The following is a 17,220-nucleotide window of genomic DNA, read 5'->3' on the forward strand; positions in this document are numbered from 1 at the left end:
GAGAAGTCGAACGGGCATGACCATCCGTAATCGGTGCGCGGCCAGCTTCGGGCCGCGCACCGCACTCGCGCGGCGCCGCGTGATTGGTGCCGTGATCATCGCCACGGGGCTCCTCGTCACCGTGATGGCGAGCCTCGCATTCGGCGCGAACCCGTTGAGTGTCGGTGAGACGTGGGCTGCAATCTGGCGCCCCGACGGCTCGGAAGCCGCCAGCATCGTCTGGAAGCTTCGCGCGCCCCGCACACTCGCGGGCGTCCTTGTCGGGGCCGCGTTCGGCGTTGCCGGGGCGCTCATCCAGGCGCTCACACGCAATCCAATCGCAGATCCGGGGATCCTTGGCGTGAACGCTGGAGCCGGGTTCGCGGTCACGATCGGGATCGGCGTGTTTGGGGTCACGGGTGCGAGCCAGTATGTGTGGTTCGCGTTCCTCGGAGCCGCGGCCGCAACGCTGCTCGTGTACCTCATCGGTTCCGTCGGCGGCGGAATGGCTTCTCCGGTGACGCTCGTGCTCGCGGGAGTGGCGCTCGGGGCCGTGCTCAACGGCTTTTCGACGTTCCTCTCCCTCCTCGACCCCGACACGTTCCGGGCAGTGCGGACGTGGGGGCTTGGGTCAATCGAGAGTACCGGCCTCGCCGACACCCTCAGTGTGCTGCCGATGCTACTGGTCGGCATGCTGATCGCGGTGCTGGTCTCCGGCGCGCTGAACTCCATGGCACTCGGTGACGACTTGGCGGCGACGCTCGGTGTTCGCGTGATCCGCACCCGGGTACTGGTGATCGTGGCGGTCACGCTGCTCGCTGGCGGCGGCACCGCGCTCACAGGCGGGATCGGGTTCGTGGGGCTCATGGTGCCGCACATCGCGCGCTGGCTGTTCGGGCCGGATCAGCGGTGGATCATCGCGACCTCCGCGCTCGCGGCGCCGGTGCTTGTGCTCTTCGCGGACGTCCTTGGCCGCGTCATCGCGCGCCCCGGGGAGGTCGAGGTGGGGGTCTTGACTGCCGTCCTCGGCGCGCCGGTGTTGATCGCGCTCGTGCGCGGGCGAAGGGTGAGTGGGCTGTGAACGTAACGAAGAAGCAATTGGACTTCGGCTACCGCACGCGAGTCATTCGCACGAGGTGGCTATCGCAGCGGATCCCGTTGCGAACGGCCGGCGTGTCGGCTGCACTGCTCACAGTCGCCGTCTTCGTTGCCGCGTTCGCGATCCGCTTCGGCGACTTCCCGCTGACGGCGGGCGAAGTGCTTGCCGTTGTCCGTGGTGCAGGGGACGAGTTTCACCGCATGATTGTGATGGAGTGGCGCCTTCCGGTCGCCGTGGCCGCCGTCGTCTTCGGTGCGCTGCTCGGGATCGGTGGCGCGATCTTCCAATCGCTCACCCGCAACCCACTCGGCTCACCCGACATCATCGGGTTCGACGCCGGCTCGTACACGGCTGTCGTGCTGTCGATCCTCGTCTTCGGCAGTTCGAGTGCTTGGGCCCTCGCCGCGGCCGCGCTCATCGGCGGGCTCGCGACGGCGTCATTGGTCGCACTGCTCGCGTACCGGAACGGCTTCCAGGGGTTCCGGCTCATCATCGTGGGGATCGGGGTGTCTGCCGTGCTTGGCTCGGTGAATTCGTTCCTCATCACCCGTTCTGACTCCACGGACGCGATCGCGGTGGGGTTCTGGGGCGCTGGCTCGATCACCAGGGTGTCGTGGGGGACCCTGCTGCCGTCGCTCGTGATCGCCGCGGTGCTGTGCGTTGCAGCGGTGGTGCTCGCCGCGAGCCTGCGCCAGCTCGAGCTCGGTGACGACGTCGCAGTCGCGCAGGGACAGCGGGTCGGCGTCGCCAGGCTCGGACTCCTCGTGCTCGGCGTGGCAACGACCGCGCTCGTGACTGCGGCCGCCGGCCCGATCGGTTTCATCGCGCTGGTTGCGCCACAGCTTGCCAGGCGGCTCACCCGCTCGGCTGGCACGAGCCTGCTGTCAGCCGCAGCGATGGGAGCTGCCCTGCTCGCGACGGCGCACCTCGCATCCGTCCTCATCGCGCAGGCGTACCGCGCGATCCCAGTGGGGCTCATCACCGTCTGCTTGGGCGGGCTGTATCTCATTTGGCTCCTGATCCGCGAGGCCCGCCGTGCGGGCGGCGGCTCCGCATGACTCCACTCCGCTCGAGCAGAAAGCACCGTATGGACGCGAACACTGTCCCCACACCAGCCGAGGCGCCAGACCGCCTCCGCATCGAGGCCGCAACCATCGGCTACGACCGTCGAGTCATCGCGCGCGAGCTCACGACGCGGATCCCGCGCGGATCATTCACCGCGATTATCGGCCCGAACGGGTGCGGGAAATCGACGCTGTTGCGGGCGCTCGCACGCGTGCTCTCGCCGAGCGCCGGACGAATCCTGCTCGACGGTACGTCGATCAGTGCGATGCCGGCGAAGGCTGTCGCGCGAGAACTCGGGTTGTTGGCACAGACTTCGTTCGCGCCAGACGGGATCCGCGTCGCAGACCTTGTCGCGCGCGGCCGCGCACCGCACCAGTCGATGCTGCAGCAGTGGCGTGCGGTCGACCAAGCGGCCGTCGAGGGCGCGCTCGCGGCGACGAACCTCACTGCGCTCTCCGGGCACCTCGTCGACGAGCTCTCAGGCGGGCAACGGCAGCGGGTGTGGGTGGCGATGCTCCTCGCGCAGCAGACCTCGATCATGCTCCTCGACGAGCCCACCACCTTCTTGGATATCGCACACCAGTACGAGTTACTTGAGCTGTTCCGGACGCTGCACGAGAGCGGCAAAACACTCGTCGCTGTGCTGCACGACCTGAATCAGGCTGCCAGGTATGCTGACCATCTCATCGTGATGCGTGACGGTGCAATCGTGTCGACGGGCCGCCCAGCAGACATCATCACGCCCGATCTCATTGAGACCGTGTTCGGTCTGCGCTGCCTGGTGCTCCCTGATCAGGTGACCGGAACGCCGACGGTCGTCCCGCTTGACCCGCGTACCGAGGCGTCGTCCTCGGGGAGTACTGCGAAGACGGACGGGCTGACGCCATAGAATCCACGGAACGCGCGCGCAAAGCTGTTTGGGTGTTGATAGCCCACGCGGAACGTGACCGAAGCGACTGCGGCACCAGAGCGAAGTAACCGCGCGGCCAACTGCATCCGCGCACGCAGCCGCCACTCGCTGAACGTCAATCCGGTCTCGCTCAAGAAGGCACGCTCAAGGCTGCGACTGCTCGTGTGTACTTCGAACGCCCAATCGGCGGTGCGGCGCTCGTCGCCGGGGTTGAACAGGAGCGCCTCAGCCACGGCAGCCGCGGTCGGGCTGGCCGGCAGCGGCAACTCCTCCGAATAGGTCGCGCCGCGCTCAAGAATGGAGAGCACCTGGCGTTGGACGTTCGCGCTCGGCCGGATGATCGTGCTGCGGCTCTGATACAGCGCAAGAAAGAAGTTCTGGTCACGCTCGGTGATGGTGACCACAGTTGGCTCGTGCAGCACCGTCGCTGTCTCGTCGATGGGGAACCAGTACGGAAAGACAATGGAGTCGGCTCGAACGTCGAGCGAGTGCGGCGTGCCGACCGGGAGCCAGAGCACCTCGCCCGCGTGTACCTCGGTCGCGTGGCCGGGGTGCGTGAAGCGCGTCGAGCCACGCAGCTGCCAAAAGGCCATGTGCACGTCGTCATGTCGGGTCTCTGGCACGGTGACGGCAGGAATCTGCAACAGGAGATCGACGGTATGGGCGACCGGAGTGCCCGCTCGGGAGTGCATTGCGCTTCCGTTCTGTCGGCGATGGCGCAGCACGAGGGAGCCATCCGCTGCGCCGGAGGCAAGGTTAGCCTAACCTAACCTTGCCTCCGTGACGCCTCGACAGCTCGAGTGACGCGGACTACGCAACGAGCGAGACGAACTCATCCGGCTGTTACTGCCGCCCGATTGCCGAGCGGACTGCGTCCTCCAGCGGGATCAGGTGGCTGTGGTCGTCTGCTCCGATGTCGATCCGGATCCACTCGACGGAGCCGGTGAATGAGCGGCCAGCGCCGCGATCGGTGGTCACTGGCGTGCCTGTCGTGGTGCCGACGTCGCTCGACTCGTCCGCGGAGAAGACGATGGGTTGGGTGGCATCGATGCGGCCGCTGCCGACGGAGACCCCGTCAACGAACAGCGTCAGCTCACCGCCCTTGCCGAAGCCGCCGCCGTCGTACGCAAACTCGGCGCGGAGCTGCCGTGCGCCGTGGGGGATCAGGTCGCCGGAGGTGATGGCCGTGGTGGACAGCCCCACGAAGTTGTAGGCAAACTTCAGCTTGCCCCCGTCGACGTAGAAGGACCAGCCACCCAGGTAGCCGCCCTGGCTGAGGAGGACGCCCTCGGCAGGATCGCCGGAGACGTCGACCTGTGCCGTGACGTTGAATGAGCGGTTCTTGATGTTCAGCACCGCGTTCTCGCCGAGGCGACCCATGCCGGGGAAGAGGATCTGGGTGTCCCCGGTGATGAGTTGCGGGCGGCCTGCGATCTCCGCGTCCATGCGCTCCGTGCCGCGGTCGTCGAGGGGCAGCACGTTGTGCTTCGTCGCCTCGATGAGCCACAGGCGCTGGAGCTCGTGGAGCTTCTCGGGATGCTCCTGCGAGAGATCCCGGGACTGGCTCCAGTCCGCGGTCGTGTCGTACAGCTCCCAGATGTCGTCGTCGAAGGCGAGCGGTGCCGCGCCCGTGAGTTCCCACGGGGTGCGGTGCTTCGTGACTGCCGTCCAGCCCTTGTGGTAGATACCGCGATTGCCGAACATCTCGAAGTACTGCGTCTCGCGATGCTCGGGCGCATCGACGCTCGCGAAGCTCGCCGCAAAGCTCTTGCCCTCGAGCGGGGACTGCGTGACCCCGTGCACCTGGACCGGTTCGGGGATGCCCGCGACATCGAGGATCGTGGCTGCGACGTCGATGACGTGGGTGAACTGGTTACGGATCTGGCCGCGGGATTCGATCCCGCCCGGCCAGTGCGCGATGGTGCCGTTGCGCGTGCCACCGAAGTGCGAGGCGACCTGTTTCGTCCACTGGAACGGCGTGGACATGGCGTGCGCCCACCCGACCGCGTAGTGGTTGTAGGCCGCAGGGGTGCCGAAGTCGTCGATGCGTGAGCTGAGAAACTCGTCGGTTTCGAGGTGGCCGAGCCCGTTGAAGTTTAGGCCCTCGCTGAAGGATCCGCGAAGCGTTCCCTCCGCTGACGCGCCGTTATCGCCGATGATGTAGAGCACGAGCGTGTTTTCGAGCAGGCCCAGCGCGTCGACCGCGTCAATGACGCGCCCGAAGTGGTGGTCGGTGTGCTCGAGGAATCCGGCGTAGACCTCCATCTCGCGCTCGAGCACGGGCTTGAGCGAGTCGTCCATCGCGTCCCACGAGGGGATCTCGTCGTGCCGCTCGGTGAGCTCGGTTCCCGGAGGCACGACTCCGAGCTCGAGCTGGCGAGCGAGCGTCTGCTCGCGGAGCGCGTCCCAGCCCTCCGCAAACTTGCCCTTGTACTTGTCCGACCACTCGTTGGGGACGTGGTGGGGCGCGTGCGTAGCTCCGGGAGCCCAGTACATGAAGAACGGGCGGTCCGGCTGCAGCGCCGTGGACTGCCGCATCCAGCCGATCGCCCGGTCGGCGAGATCCTCGGTGAGGTGGTAGCCCTCCTCGGGCGTCCGCGGAGGTTCGATGGGAGTCGTGTCGTTGTAGAGCGCCGGGTAGTACTGGTGGGTTTCGCCGGCGATGAAGCCGTAAAAGTGCTCGAAGCCGGACTGGGTGGGCCATCGGTCAAAGGGGCCGGCCGCGCTGGTCTCCCACGGCGGAACCTCGTGGCACTTGCCGAACTGTGCGGTCGCGTAGCCGTTGAGCTTCAGCGTTTCGGGGAGCGTTGCCTTCGCGTTGGATCGTACGCCGTTGTAGCCGGGGGCGCCGGTCGCCATCTCGGTGATGTTCCCCATCCCCACCGAATGATGATTGCGGCCCGAGAGCAGCGCGGCTCGGGTGGGGGCGCAGAGCGCGGTCGTGTGGAACCTCGTGTAGCGCAGGCCCTCGCCGGCCAGCCGCTCGGCCGTTGGGGTGTTCACCGGCCCGCCAAATGCCGACGAGGCACCGAACCCGACGTCGTCGATGAGCGCGATGATCACGTTCGGCGCCCCGGCGGGCGGCCGCAAGCGAGAAAAGGGCGGGATGACGTTGTCGGGATCCTTGGCGTCGTACGTCGTGATGCCGACGTGTGGTCGGTCGGGGACGGGCAGGATCGTGCGAGTTTCGGGTTCAAACGGAGCAGTCATTGGTGTTCTCCCGGGCTGTGCGTGCGCTGGCTGGTCGGCGGGGTGCGTGCAGTGAGCATCCCAACTTCAGCATAAGATCGACCTGTCGCTGGGCGGCCTTTTCTCGCGGTAATCATCAATCGCTGATGAGCCCGGTCGGCACCTCTCTTCCTGGTGTGCGATCGGACGGGCCTGGCACTCCGCTTGGCGGCTCCAAGCCGTGATGGAACTCTTGATAGAACTAGAGGTAGAACTATGCGCGATGAACTTGCTCCCGACCTTACGTGGGTGTCAGTGGACGGGGGTGCCTTCCTCATGGGTTCAGACGATTTCTACCCAGATGAGAGCCCGCGTCACGAGCGAACCGTCGGAGCGTTCGAGCTCACCGCAACACCGGTGACGAACCGTCAGTTTGCGCGGTTCGTCGCCGCAACGGGCTACGTGACCGTAGCAGAGCGCCCCCTCTCGGCGGAGGAGTACCCACACCTCGACGCGGCCGCTCGGATCCCCGGCTCGCTGGTGTTTGTTCCCACCGCGGGTCCCGTCGACCTGCAGGACTGGCAGCAGTGGTGGCGGTGGGTTCCCGGGGCGTGCTGGTCGAGCCCGGCGGGCCCCGGCAGTTCGGTATCGGGGATTGAGGATCACCCGGTCGTGCAGATTGCGTACGCAGACGCGAGTGCCTTCGCCGCGTGGGCCGGTGGCCGGCTGCCCACCGAGGCCGAGCTGGAGTTTGCCGCGTGCGGAGGCTCCACGCCCAATCCATTTGCGTGGGGCGCTGAGCGTGACCCGGGCGGCGACATCGTGGCAAATACGTGGCGAGGCAAATTCCCGTATCGCAATGACGGGGCACTCGGGTGGCGCGGGACGAGCCCCGTCGCTTCCTTTCCCGCCAATGAGTACGGGCTCTATGACTGCATTGGGAATGTCTGGGAGTGGAGCGCGGACCGCTATGCGCCGCGGCACGAGACGGAGAACGCGGGGGTGGATCTCGCTTCTGGGGGACCGCTGCCAGCAGGGTGCGGATGCGGCGCAGGCGGCTCTGCTGCGAATCCCTCCGGGGGAGCGGCGGCCCCTACCGTCACGCAGCGTGTGCTGAAGGGCGGCTCGCATCTCTGCGCTCCGGAGTATTGCCTCCGATATCGACCCGCCGCCCGGTCGCCGCAGGAGGAAGACTCAGCAACAACGCACATTGGATTCCGAGTGGCCAGGAGGAGGTCTCTATAAACATTGACCAATCTCTGTAGTTGACTTATGGTCAAATTATGGGGAAACAATGGTTTATTCATAGAAATCGTGCCAGTCGCCTCCTCGCATCTGTCGGAATCGCGGCGCTGATCTTCGGCGGGCTTTCGGGCCCGGCAGCGTTCGCTGACGATCAGGCGCCCGCCGAGGAGCCAGGTATCGCGCTGGTGACGGAGGGGCAGCCGCCGGCCGAAGCGCTGCCGCCGGCCGGGCAGCCGCCGGCCGAAGAGCCACCGGCCGAGGAGCTGGATCCTGCCGAGGTTCTGGCGCCTACCGACGTGGCAGACGTGGACGCCGAGCCGGCTCCCGAAGTCGCCGTGCAAATCGAACGGCGCACCCCCGCAGAGCAGGGCGTGAGCAAGACGTTCGAGTACCTCGTGGAGTTCAGCTGCACGAGCACGCGACTCGACTGCACTGACGTGGTGATCGACGTCCCCCTCACTCAGACGACCACCCTGGCGGCCGACGCGATCCCCATGGTCGAATGGAAGGCCGCCCTCGTCTCCGAGGATCAGAGCCTCATCCCGGACGTGAGTTCTTGGGACATCGGGAAGAATCCGCGCCAGATCGTGCTGGCCGCGCCTCTGTCCGCCGGGGCGAGTGGCAGTGTGCTCGTCCAGCTCAGCCCCCCGAATGGTCGCGTCGCGAACGGGACGGAGTGGGAGATCCTGCCCACGATCCGCGCCGCAGGGGCGGATCCCAGCCCGGCCCCCGCCGCAGCGACGAGCCGGGTGACGGCGAGCGGCAAGCTCCAAATGGATGACGCCGTGACGGTCGGCGGAATGCTCCAGTCGGAGCTGCATCCGGGCACCCAGTTCGACGTCCGCCTCCGCGCGAGCGTGCTGGGAACGCCGGGGAGCTCGTCGGATCAGCTTTGGGCGGACCTCACCAAGCCGTTCACCATCAGTGTGCAACTCCCGACTGACGTCGAGTTCGTAGCGTTCCCGGAGGGCTCGACCGACGGATCGTACGATGCGGCGACGCGCACCGCGAGCTGGAACGTCACGCAGCACCGCGGGGAAGCGAAGTGGATCACGCTGCGGCTTGCGGACACCGCTCAGGCGGGTGCCAAGCCGGTCCTTCACAGCGAGACCTCTGCCTTCTTGATCGGCGAGAGCAAGCCCCTCGCCCACACCCTGGACACGACCATCACCGTGCTTTCGGACGACCTGCTCGAATCCGTGCTCAGCATGAACGTGGAGACCAACGGCGGGACGGTCGGGTCGAGCGAGGACTTCATCGCCCCTGAGGGGGAGGCCGACAAGCCGGTCACCATGACGGCGACCCTGAAGGCTCAGCATCGCGCTACCGTGAGCTCGCTGAGCTTGGTGATGCCCTGCGTCGATGGAACCGGGCGCACCTGTGCGAGCCCGGAGACCTACCCCACCACGCCTCAGAGCGTCGCCATCGAGCATCCCGCGGGCGGCTCGGGCGATGTGGAGGTCGTACTGACTCTCGCAGACGGCAGCACGGAGACCATTCAGGTGGGCACGGATCCTGTGTCCCTCGCCCCCTGGGGCGGTCAGGTCACGCGCGTCGAAGCGATCAACCTCGCCCTACCCGTGGCGCAGCCGCAGTCACCGCCGGTCGCGAGCTACACGCTCACGGTAGTGACGACCGTGCCCGATGACGCAGACATCGACAGCGGCACGTGGCTCCGCGTCGGTGCCGAGTCCACGGTGACGGCTGCCGACGATCCCACCGAGCAGATCTCGCCGAAGCAGACGCGTGCAAACGAGTTCTTTATTGGCGCGCTCCACGCGCCGATTCAGGCCGGCCCCGTAATTCCCGGTTGGAGTCAGGGCCAGACGAACGTGACCCTGGAATCGTTCGCGCGCTGGTCTGCGCCCGAGCATGAGCGCCGCGACTCCGCGGCGATTGCGCTGCTCTTGCCCGCCGGGCTGGAATTTAGTGTCGGCCTGTGGCCTGGCCAGGCCGTCGAACGGGTCCCAAACTATGCCGACACGGGCCGCACGCTCGTGCGGTTCCCGTCGATGCCGGGTCAGCGGAGTGGGCAGGTGCGGGTCGACACCACGAGCCTGGCACCCGGGATCTACGACTACGAAGTGTTTCATGGCTTCGCGGGTTATGAGAGCCCCTCGTGTACATCGATGGTCACCACCGACAAGCTCGTCCCGCAGGCGCTTCGAGAAGGAGTGCCTGGTGTGTTCGTCGATGGGCAGAGCGACGATGCTTGTCACGCGGTGTTGCCACTCGTGGTGACCGGCAACAACACCGGACAGGCCATCACCAAGTCCGTTCGCGGTGATCTCGACGGTCAGTGGCACGGTGTGCCCGGCACTGTTGGCGTGAGCGGCGATGGATCCGGTTCCGCCGAGTACCGGATCGCCTGGGCGAACACGGGGCCCACGGACCTCAGTGACGTCGTCGTATACGACCTGCTCCCCGGCCCGAACGACTCGGGGAGCGTGGGCGCGCTTGCCGGCCTTCCGCGCCAGTCCGACTTCCCAGTGACCTTCGAGAGCGTGGTTGTGCCGGAAGGGTTTACCGCGGCGTATAGCGTCTCCGACAACCCATGCCGGCCCGAGCTAGGAGGCACGCCAGGCAGCTGCATCGACGACTGGAGCGCGACGCAACCTGACGATCCCTCCCAGGTGCGTGCGCTCCGTTTCACGGCGGACGCTCCCGAGCCGGGCGGCAGCACTGTCGAGTTCTTGATCTCTGTAGCGCTGCCGGAGTTCGGCGAGGCCCAGGCCGCGATGAACTCAGCCGCTGCGGGAGGCGTGGACCCGGACGGAAAGGACGTCCCCTCAGTCGAGTCACCCTACGTGGGGGTTGGCAGCGAGCTGCGTGCTCCAGCGTTCGAAGCTTCGAAGACTGCATCGAAGGCTGAGGATGAGCCACTGCATCCGGGCGACGAGCTCGAATACACGCTGACGGTTCGTAACGCGGGGCCAGTGACCGGAGAGCTCGCGTTCGACGACGACCTCGCCGCGCTGCTCGATGATGCGACGCTCACCGGGCCCCCGACGCTGTCGGGCAACGGGAATCTCACGGCAGTGGTCGTCGACGGCGTCCTGCAACTGCGTGGCGCGCTCGAGGGCGGTAAGTCAGCGACGGTGACCTATACGGTCACGGTCAAGGCAGATGCTGGTGAGCGAGGCGACGATGTGCTTCGGAACGCGGTCGTGCCCGCGGGCGAGACCGCGGCTGAAACCTGCGAACCCGACAACGACATGTGCACCGTGCACACGGTCGAAGACGTGACGTTCGCGAAGACGGCGGATCCGAAGTCCGGCACCGAAGTTGCAGGTGGCGACACCGTCAGCTACACCGTCACCGTAGTGAACCGAGGCAAGCTCGGGGCGGAGATCGCCCTGGTGGATCACCTCGCTGGGGTCCTTGACGACGCCAAGCTGGTGGGTGAGCCCGCGGCTACCGGCGGAGACGTTACCGCGGGGCTCGAGCAGTCGCAGCTCGCGATCACCGGGGCGCTCCCCGCGGGGGAGACTGCGACGGTGACCTACGCGGCGCAGGTACTGGCTGACACCCCGGCCGGCGAGCCCGCCAGGAGCCTGGACAACTTCCTGCTTCGCGCAGGGTCCAAGGTTCCCGCTGAGTGCGCGGCAGACTCGACGACCTGCACGACGCACCCGATTGCCGAGGCTGGCGGTGGCGGTGAGACGCCGAACCCCGACCCGACGGATCCTCCGACGACGCCGGGTACGACTCCGCCGGCCGGCGGGGGAGAGCTCGAAGCGAGCGGCGGGGCGTCACCGCAGCAGCTGGTGTTTGCGGCCCTCGCGGTCGCGCTGCTCGGAGCCGCAGCAGTGACGATGAGCGTTCGCCGCGCGCGCCGCGGCATCGTGGCGGGAGCGACTGAGGAGTAACGCAGTCGGAGCGGCCGGGCCGCGGTGAGCCGGTTCGTGCGGGACGGTGTAATCCGTTCCCGCGCGGGCCGGCTCCGCGCTTGGTGCGGGTCGCAGTCTGACCCGTCCACGCCCGGCGGTAGGCTTGGGCAATTACGTGTCGCCGCTAGGAGGTAGCTGTGCCAAATCGTCAAGGCTCCAGGTTTGAGCCGCGCCGGGCGGCTCGCCTGCGCCAGCGGAGTGTCGCCGAGTCCGTGGCAGCGATCGATGCCACGCGGCGCACCCGCTACGTTGTCGACGGGGCGCTGACACCGGCCCCCGAAGGCGTGAGCATCGCTGAGTCCCTGACGTTTGCGAACGCCGCGCCCCAACGCATGGCGCTGAGTATCTTCCCGCGGCCCAACGTTGACGACATCACTGAGCTCGCCGACGCGTGGGGTCTCCACCCGGTGCTCGTGGAGGATCTCAGAAACGGGGGCCAGCGCCCGAAGCTTGAACGCTACGGCGACGTGCTGTTCTTGGTGGTCCGCTCTGCCCGCTACCTCGACGAGGCAGAGGATCTCGACTTCGCCGAATTTCACGTGCTGCTGCGGCCGAACGCGATCTCAGTGATCTGCCAGGACGGGCGGTGGATCGACGGCGGCGACGGCGACGCACTCCCCGAGAACTCGCGCGACACCGTAGCTCAGGGCGACGCGACACTCCTCGACGACGGGCCGCTGCTCGAACTCGGGCCGGAGGCTGTCCTGTACCGACTCCTCGACGCCATCGTCGATGGATACCAGCCCGTGCTGCGCGGCCTCGCGATCGATAAGGAACAGATCGAGAGCCAGGTCTTCAGCGGCGACTCCGCGGTGACTGAGCGTGTCTACCGGCTCAGCCAAGAGGTGATCGAGCTGCAGCACGCCACCATGTCGCTGCAGGATGTACTCGAATTGCTGCGAGCGGGCTTCGACAGGTACGCAATCCCCGAGGCGCTTCGCGCGTATCTGCAGGACGTCGCGGATCACCTCACGCGGGTCACGACAAGGGTGCACGAGCTGCGCGAGGCACTCACCCAGATCCTCAGCGTGAACGCGACCCTTGTCGCGCAGCGACAGAACGAAGACATGAAGAAGATATCCGGGTGGGCGGCGATCCTCTTCGCCCCGACGCTCATCGGCGCGGTCTACGGCATGAACTTCGATGTGATGCCCGAGCTGCACTGGCCGCTCGGCTACCCGCTCGCCGTGGCCGCGATGGTCGCCCTCGCCGCCACGCTGTACATCGTCTTTAAGCGGAAGAAGTGGATGTAGCTACTGCGCGTCGTCGCAGGGTTGCGCGCGCAGTCAGAGCGCTTCTCGCACCCAGTCGACCTCTTCCCCGAGGAGGGGCAGGGCACCGGCGACTGGTCGGTAGCCGAGGGCCGCTGCGGCAGACATATCGAGGGTCATCTGGGTCGACCATGGGTGTGCTCCGCGGCCCGTGCCGCGCTCCACGAGTTCGAGTTCCCCCGCCCACCCGAGCCGGGTGCCGATGCTGCGCACGATCGCCTCTGCGGTGGGAGCGTCGGGATCCGCCGCATTGAGAATCCGTCGACCCGGCTGGCCCGCGACAACCTCGATGAGCGCGGCTGCGTTGGTCGCAGCGACGAGATGGTCGACGGTGCTCCCTGCGGCCAGCGAGACGGTCGAAGCGGGATCCTGCATCGCGCGGACGGTGTCGCGCGTGCGCGGGTTCCTCGCCCATCTCCCGTGCACCTTTGCCGCACCCAGCACCGTGATCGGCAGCCCCGAGTCGAGTGCTGCCAGTTCTGCTGCGACCTTGCTCGGAGCGTAGCCCTCCCTCGTGAAAGGGTCGACATCATCCCCCGCAGGGGAGACGGTGGGTGCGCTCTCAGGCACGGGAGCCGCAAATCTTGGCGTGTCCTCGCCGTTGATGTGTCGCCCAGCTGTGTCGACGTAGACGGCGCGGCTCGAGATGAGCACGGTGCCCGCGACGAGGCTCAGTGACGGCAACAGCTGGCGCACATCGTGTGCGCTGAAGGCGACGAGGTCCACGAGCAACTCTGCACCGGTGCCGATGAGGCGCTCAATTCCGGCAGTGTCGCTGCGCGCGATCCTGTGGAAGCGGGCGCCGGCTGCCGCCAGCTCATCGGGCATCGCAGCTGGATCGCGACCGCTCAGATCGACGTCCCAGCCTGCCTCGAGCAGCCGCTTCGCGATGGCACCACCGATGGCACCGGTACCGCCCAAGATGATGGCTCGCATACTTCCCTCCGGCACCGCGCACCGCGCAACGTGCGCAAAGGCGCTTCCGACGCACCCGGCCGGATGCTGCCGCGGGGGAGTCGACACGCGGTGCCGACCACCAAGCTACGGCAGCAGTGGACCGATCGCAATCATCAGGCTGTACGCCATGATGATGATCAGCGAGAAGCGGAACATGCGGCGCGCCCAGGCGATGTCGTCCTTTGCGCGGAAACCCTGGATGCCGATGACGATCCACCAGACTCCGACGACACCCATCACGATCGCGTACACCCAGCCGGTGTATCCGAGGAAAGTGAGCGCGAGCGAGGAGATGACGTAGGCGATCGTGTAGATGAGGATCTGCACCTTCGCCGCGGGGATCCCGTGCACGACGGTGATGACGGGAACGCCTGCGCGCGCGTACTCATCGCGGCGGTACACGGCGATCGAGTAGAACTCGGGCATCTGCCAGAAGAAGATCGCGAGGAAGGCGAAGATTGCTGCGGCGTCGACGGCACCGGTCACGGCGACGTAGCCCGCAAAGATGGGAGCGGCACCTGAGATGCTGCCGACGAGCGTGCCGTGCACGCTCATGCGCTTCGAGAGCATGCCGTAGAGCACGACGTAGGTGAAGAACCCCGCGAGGCCAGTCACGACGACGAGCCAGTTCGTCCAAGCGATGAGGATCGCGTTTCCGAGCACGAAGAGCACGACGGAGAAGACCACTGCGTTGCGTACGCTGATGCTGCCTGAGACGGTGGCGCGCTTCTTCGTGCGCTCCATCCGGTCGTCGATGTCGCGGTCGAGCACGTTGTTGAGCACGCAGGCGGCGGCGATGACAAGGGTCGTGCCGATCACGGTTGCGAGGAACAGCAGACCGTCAAACTCACGGATGATGCCAGCGGCGAGCAGGAAACCGGCAGCGGCGGTCAGCACATTGCCGTAGAGCACGCCGGGCTTCGTCAGCGAGTAGTAGCGCGCAATCGTCGCCCGCACTGAGTCACCGTCGGCGCGCGAGGCGATCTTCGCGTCGGTGCCGCGGCTTCGCTCAGAGAAGACAGCCGCGTCGGCGAGTTCTGAGAACTCCGGTGCGGTCGCACTCTCACGTGCAGCGGTCTCTCGGTCTCCCCGAGCTGCGCCGTGCGCGGTCGGGTCCTGCTGGTTATCTTCGGGAAACCCACTCGTGGGCATGCAGATCTGGCCTTTCTCGGCCTGAGCTCCGTTCGGCTCAGGCTTGCCGCGTGCGGTGCGGCGTGTCTGCAGCGCCAGCGGTGCCGGGCGCCGTAGCCAATCGGCCGCAGACGTCTTCCATACAAATATACCCGCTCAAAGATGTGTGCAAGCTCGCTGACTCGCCAGCACCGAAAAATGGGGGTGTGGATTCGTTGGTGTGTATTTGAATGTCCGCGGTTGCTTCTACGATGAGAGACATCATGAGTGTTCAGGGGCAGGGCGATACCGCGGGGTGGCGGAGGTACGTCAAGCCGCTGTTGCCGCCGCGCACGGCCGGCGAAGCGGCGGCTCCCTCCGGCGGCCCGGGCCTCACGCATCCCGCACCCGGGCAAGCCGACGTCGCGCCGACGGCTCGCACGCAACTCGGCCTGCAGTTCGAGCTGCGTGAGCTCGTGCCGCGATCTTCAGAGAACTGGAACGGGCCGCTCTCTCAAGCGGTGAAGGCCGGGCGGCGCACGGTGAGCGGCGAGTACCGACTCGGGGTGCGGCCCGCGCTGCGCACGGAACGCGGGTGGGCTCGCGCCTCGCTCACCTGGGCCAACATCGGTCATCACGGGGCCCGGCGCGGCCTCGAAGAGTCGCAGCAGCGCTGGTTTCGGCAGTTGCACGCGCTGCACCGAGCTGCCGAGGCGATCACCTTTGGGCAAGATCCCGACTGGATCTTCCTCGACGACTTCCTCAGTCCCGCGCTCTGGGCAATGCTCGCACAGGCCGATGAGCTCGGGATCGCGCTCGTCGGCCAGTCCGGGCGAACGCCGGTGCGGCTGCACGCCGCGGCCGAATTGCGGCTTGAGGTCGCCGCAGGCCCGGACGACGGCCTCGTGCTCACGCCGGTGCTCCGCATCGACGGCGAGCCCGCGCGGCTTGGCGGTGGCGGCGCGATCGGCACTCACGGGCTCTACCTGCTCCCCGACGGCAGCCCGGCGGGTGCTGGCGCAGAGCGGGTGGTTACGCTCGCCCCGGTGCCCGACGGTCTGAGCCAGGCCGAGATCGCGCTGATCTCCGCTGCGCAGGCTGCGCCGCCTGTCGTGGTTCCCGGTGCCGAGCGCCAGAACTTCCTTCGGGAAGGAGTCGCCGAGTTGCGCACCGCGTTCACCCTCGAAAGTGCAGACGGCTCCCTGGTGGTGCCCGAGCCGGATCCCGCACTGATCGTGCTGCGAGCGGCGTGGCGGAGCGGGCACAGGCTCGACCTGGGGTGGACCCACGAGGGCGCCTCCGGGGCGTACGAGCCCGCGCTTGCGGAGCTGCTGCCGCCTGAGCTTGTCGGGGTCGAGCGGATCCCTGAACCCTGGCTCGAAGACCTGCTGCCCGCCGGCCTCGAGCTGCGCGGGGTTGACGCGGCGGCGTTTCTCGCGAACGTGGTGCCTGCGCTGCAACTGCTCCCGGGCATCGAGGTGCGCATCTCGGGTGCGCCGCCAGCGTATGCAGAGCTGCATGGGGTGCCGCACCTCAAGGTGACGACGCTGCCGAGCGAACAGGCCGACTGGTTTGACCTCGGCGTGCTCGTCACGGTGGGGGAGAAGACCGTGCCCTTCGGGCCGCTGTTCCGCGCGCTCGCCCAGGGCAAAAAGAAGCTCCTGCTCGTCGACCACACGTTCTTGAGTCTCACCCACCCGTCGCTGCAACCGCTCGCCGAGCTCATCGCTGAGGCAGCGGATCTCGACGAGTGGCAGACGGGGATCCGGCTCCACCGCCACCAGGTTGCGCTGTGGAGCGAGTTTGAGGATCTCGCGGACGAATCGAACGCTGCCGTCGAGTGGCGGCAGCTCGTCAGGGAGGTCGGGGCTGAGCGCCCTGATCCCGTGGCGATTCCCGAGGGGCTCACGGCCGAGCTCCGCGACTATCAGCGCGAGGGCTTCCACTGGCTCGCGTTCCTCTGGCGCAACCGCCTGGGTGGGATCCTCGCCGACGATATGGGGCTCGGAAAAACCCTGCAGTGCCTCGCCCTCATCGCACACGCCCGCGAGGGCGACGCGACCTTGCCGCCGTTCCTCGTCGTCGCGCCGACCTCGGTGATGAGCAACTGGGCTGCGGAGGCTGCCCGCTTCGCCCCCGGCCTGCGGGTGCGGGTGAGAACTGCCACCGCAGCCTCCTCGGGCAGGAGCGTCGAGGCAGACGCGCGCGAGGCCGACATCGTGGTGACGAGCTACGCACTGTTCCGCCTCGACGCTGAGCAGTACCGGGCGGTCGCGGCCGATCCGGCGCTGGGATTCGCCGGACTCATCCTCGATGAGGCGCAGTTCGTGAAAAACGGCGCCTCCCGGGGCAACGAGCTCGCAACGGAGATCCCCATCCGCTGGAAGCTCGCGGTGACGGGGACGCCGATTGAAAACTCGCTGCGGGAGCTGCACGCGCTCTGCCGCATCGTCGCGCCGGGCCTGTTTCCGTCAGCGCGCAGGTTTGAAGAGGAGTACGTGCGCTCGATTGAGCGGCCGGCGCCGG

11 protein-coding genes are annotated in these 17,220 nt (G+C 67.3%); 7 read left to right on the forward strand and 4 right to left on the reverse strand.

Annotation, left to right across the window (positions count from 1 at the left end; genetic code table 11):
• Positions 1–16: 16 nt before the first annotated feature.
• Genes ACI1US_RS07530 through ACI1US_RS07540 form a run of 3 tightly spaced genes read left to right on the forward strand, consistent with a single transcriptional unit; the run spans position 17 to position 3,032 of the window.
• A complete protein-coding gene (locus ACI1US_RS07530; protein ID WP_461639444.1) occupies positions 17–1,060 on the forward strand; it encodes a FecCD family ABC transporter permease in 1,044 nt (347 codons plus the stop codon).
• Positions 1,057–2,136, forward strand: coding sequence for a FecCD family ABC transporter permease (locus ACI1US_RS07535; protein WP_461639446.1), 1,080 nt, complete (start codon positions 1,057–1,059; stop codon positions 2,134–2,136). The genes ACI1US_RS07530 and ACI1US_RS07535 overlap by 4 nt, the downstream gene beginning before the upstream one ends.
• A gap of 29 nt (positions 2,137–2,165) precedes the next feature.
• Positions 2,166–3,032 (forward strand): ABC transporter ATP-binding protein, encoded by an 867-nt coding sequence (locus ACI1US_RS07540; RefSeq protein ID WP_461639448.1) that lies wholly within the window; start codon positions 2,166–2,168, stop codon positions 3,030–3,032.
• On the opposite strand, the gene ACI1US_RS07545 is transcribed toward ACI1US_RS07540, so the two are convergent.
• Positions 2,936–3,745 carry a helix-turn-helix transcriptional regulator gene (locus ACI1US_RS07545; protein WP_461639450.1) on the reverse strand — a complete coding sequence of 270 codons (810 nt, stop codon included), beginning with the start codon at positions 3,743–3,745 and terminating at the stop codon, positions 2,936–2,938. The two genes, ACI1US_RS07540 and ACI1US_RS07545, sit on opposite strands and share 97 nt — an antisense overlap.
• Positions 3,746–3,896: 151 nt before the next feature.
• The gene (locus tag ACI1US_RS07550) at positions 3,897–6,263 is read right to left on the reverse strand and encodes an arylsulfatase (protein ID WP_461639451.1); all 2,367 of its coding nucleotides are present in this window, start codon (positions 6,261–6,263) and stop codon (positions 3,897–3,899) included.
• Positions 6,264–6,497: 234 nt separating this feature from the next.
• Here ACI1US_RS07550 and ACI1US_RS07555 point away from each other — a divergent pair, with 234 nt between their 5' ends.
• From ACI1US_RS07555 to ACI1US_RS07565, 3 genes are all read left to right on the forward strand, one after another.
• The gene (locus ACI1US_RS07555; RefSeq protein ID WP_461639453.1) at positions 6,498–7,466 is read left to right on the forward strand and encodes an SUMF1/EgtB/PvdO family nonheme iron enzyme; all 969 of its coding nucleotides are present in this window, start codon (positions 6,498–6,500) and stop codon (positions 7,464–7,466) included.
• A 38-nt stretch (positions 7,467–7,504) separates the two neighbouring features.
• A complete protein-coding gene (locus tag ACI1US_RS07560; protein ID WP_461639455.1) occupies positions 7,505–11,335 on the forward strand; it encodes a DUF7927 domain-containing protein in 3,831 nt (1,276 codons plus the stop codon).
• 158 nt (positions 11,336–11,493) lie between these two features.
• On the forward strand, positions 11,494–12,609 hold the full coding sequence (locus ACI1US_RS07565) for a magnesium and cobalt transport protein CorA (protein WP_461639457.1): 1,116 nt from the start codon (positions 11,494–11,496) through the stop codon (positions 12,607–12,609).
• 33 nt (positions 12,610–12,642) lie between these two features.
• Here ACI1US_RS07565 and ACI1US_RS07570 read toward each other — a convergent pair whose 3' ends face one another.
• Positions 12,643–13,563 carry an NAD-dependent epimerase/dehydratase family protein gene (locus ACI1US_RS07570; RefSeq protein ID WP_461639459.1) on the reverse strand — a complete coding sequence of 307 codons (921 nt, stop codon included), beginning with the start codon at positions 13,561–13,563 and terminating at the stop codon, positions 12,643–12,645.
• A 105-nt stretch (positions 13,564–13,668) separates the two neighbouring features.
• Positions 13,669–14,736 (reverse strand): heme o synthase, encoded by a 1,068-nt coding sequence (cyoE, locus tag ACI1US_RS07575; RefSeq protein WP_461639461.1) that lies wholly within the window; start codon positions 14,734–14,736, stop codon positions 13,669–13,671.
• 242 nt (positions 14,737–14,978) lie between these two features.
• Here cyoE and ACI1US_RS07580 point away from each other — a divergent pair.
• A partial coding sequence (locus ACI1US_RS07580) for a DEAD/DEAH box helicase (RefSeq protein ID WP_461639463.1) occupies positions 14,979–17,220 on the forward strand: 2,242 nt, incomplete at its 3' end.

The sequence above is a fragment of the Leucobacter sp. BZR 635 genome (assembly GCF_048061935.2).
GTDB lineage: Bacteria > Actinomycetota > Actinomycetes > Actinomycetales > Microbacteriaceae > Leucobacter.

Coding starts and splice junctions, on each gene's coding strand:
- ACI1US_RS07530 (WP_461639444.1), top strand. CDS start 17: ATGACCATCCGTAATCGGTGCGCGGCCAGCTTCGGGCCGCGCACCGCA.
- ACI1US_RS07540 (WP_461639448.1), top strand. CDS start 2,166: ATGGACGCGAACACTGTCCCCACACCAGCCGAGGCGCCAGACCGCCTC.
- ACI1US_RS07545 (WP_461639450.1), bottom strand. CDS start 3,745: ATGCACTCCCGAGCGGGCACTCCGGTCGCCCATACCGTCGATCTCCTG.
- ACI1US_RS07550 (WP_461639451.1), bottom strand. CDS start 6,263: ATGACTGCTCCGTTTGAACCCGAAACTCGCACGATCCTGCCCGTCCCC.
- ACI1US_RS07555 (WP_461639453.1), top strand. CDS start 6,498: ATGCGCGATGAACTTGCTCCCGACCTTACGTGGGTGTCAGTGGACGGG.
- ACI1US_RS07560 (WP_461639455.1), top strand. CDS start 7,505: ATGGGGAAACAATGGTTTATTCATAGAAATCGTGCCAGTCGCCTCCTC.
- ACI1US_RS07570 (WP_461639459.1), bottom strand. CDS start 13,563: ATGCGAGCCATCATCTTGGGCGGTACCGGTGCCATCGGTGGTGCCATC.
- cyoE (WP_461639461.1), bottom strand. CDS start 14,736: ATGCCCACGAGTGGGTTTCCCGAAGATAACCAGCAGGACCCGACCGCG.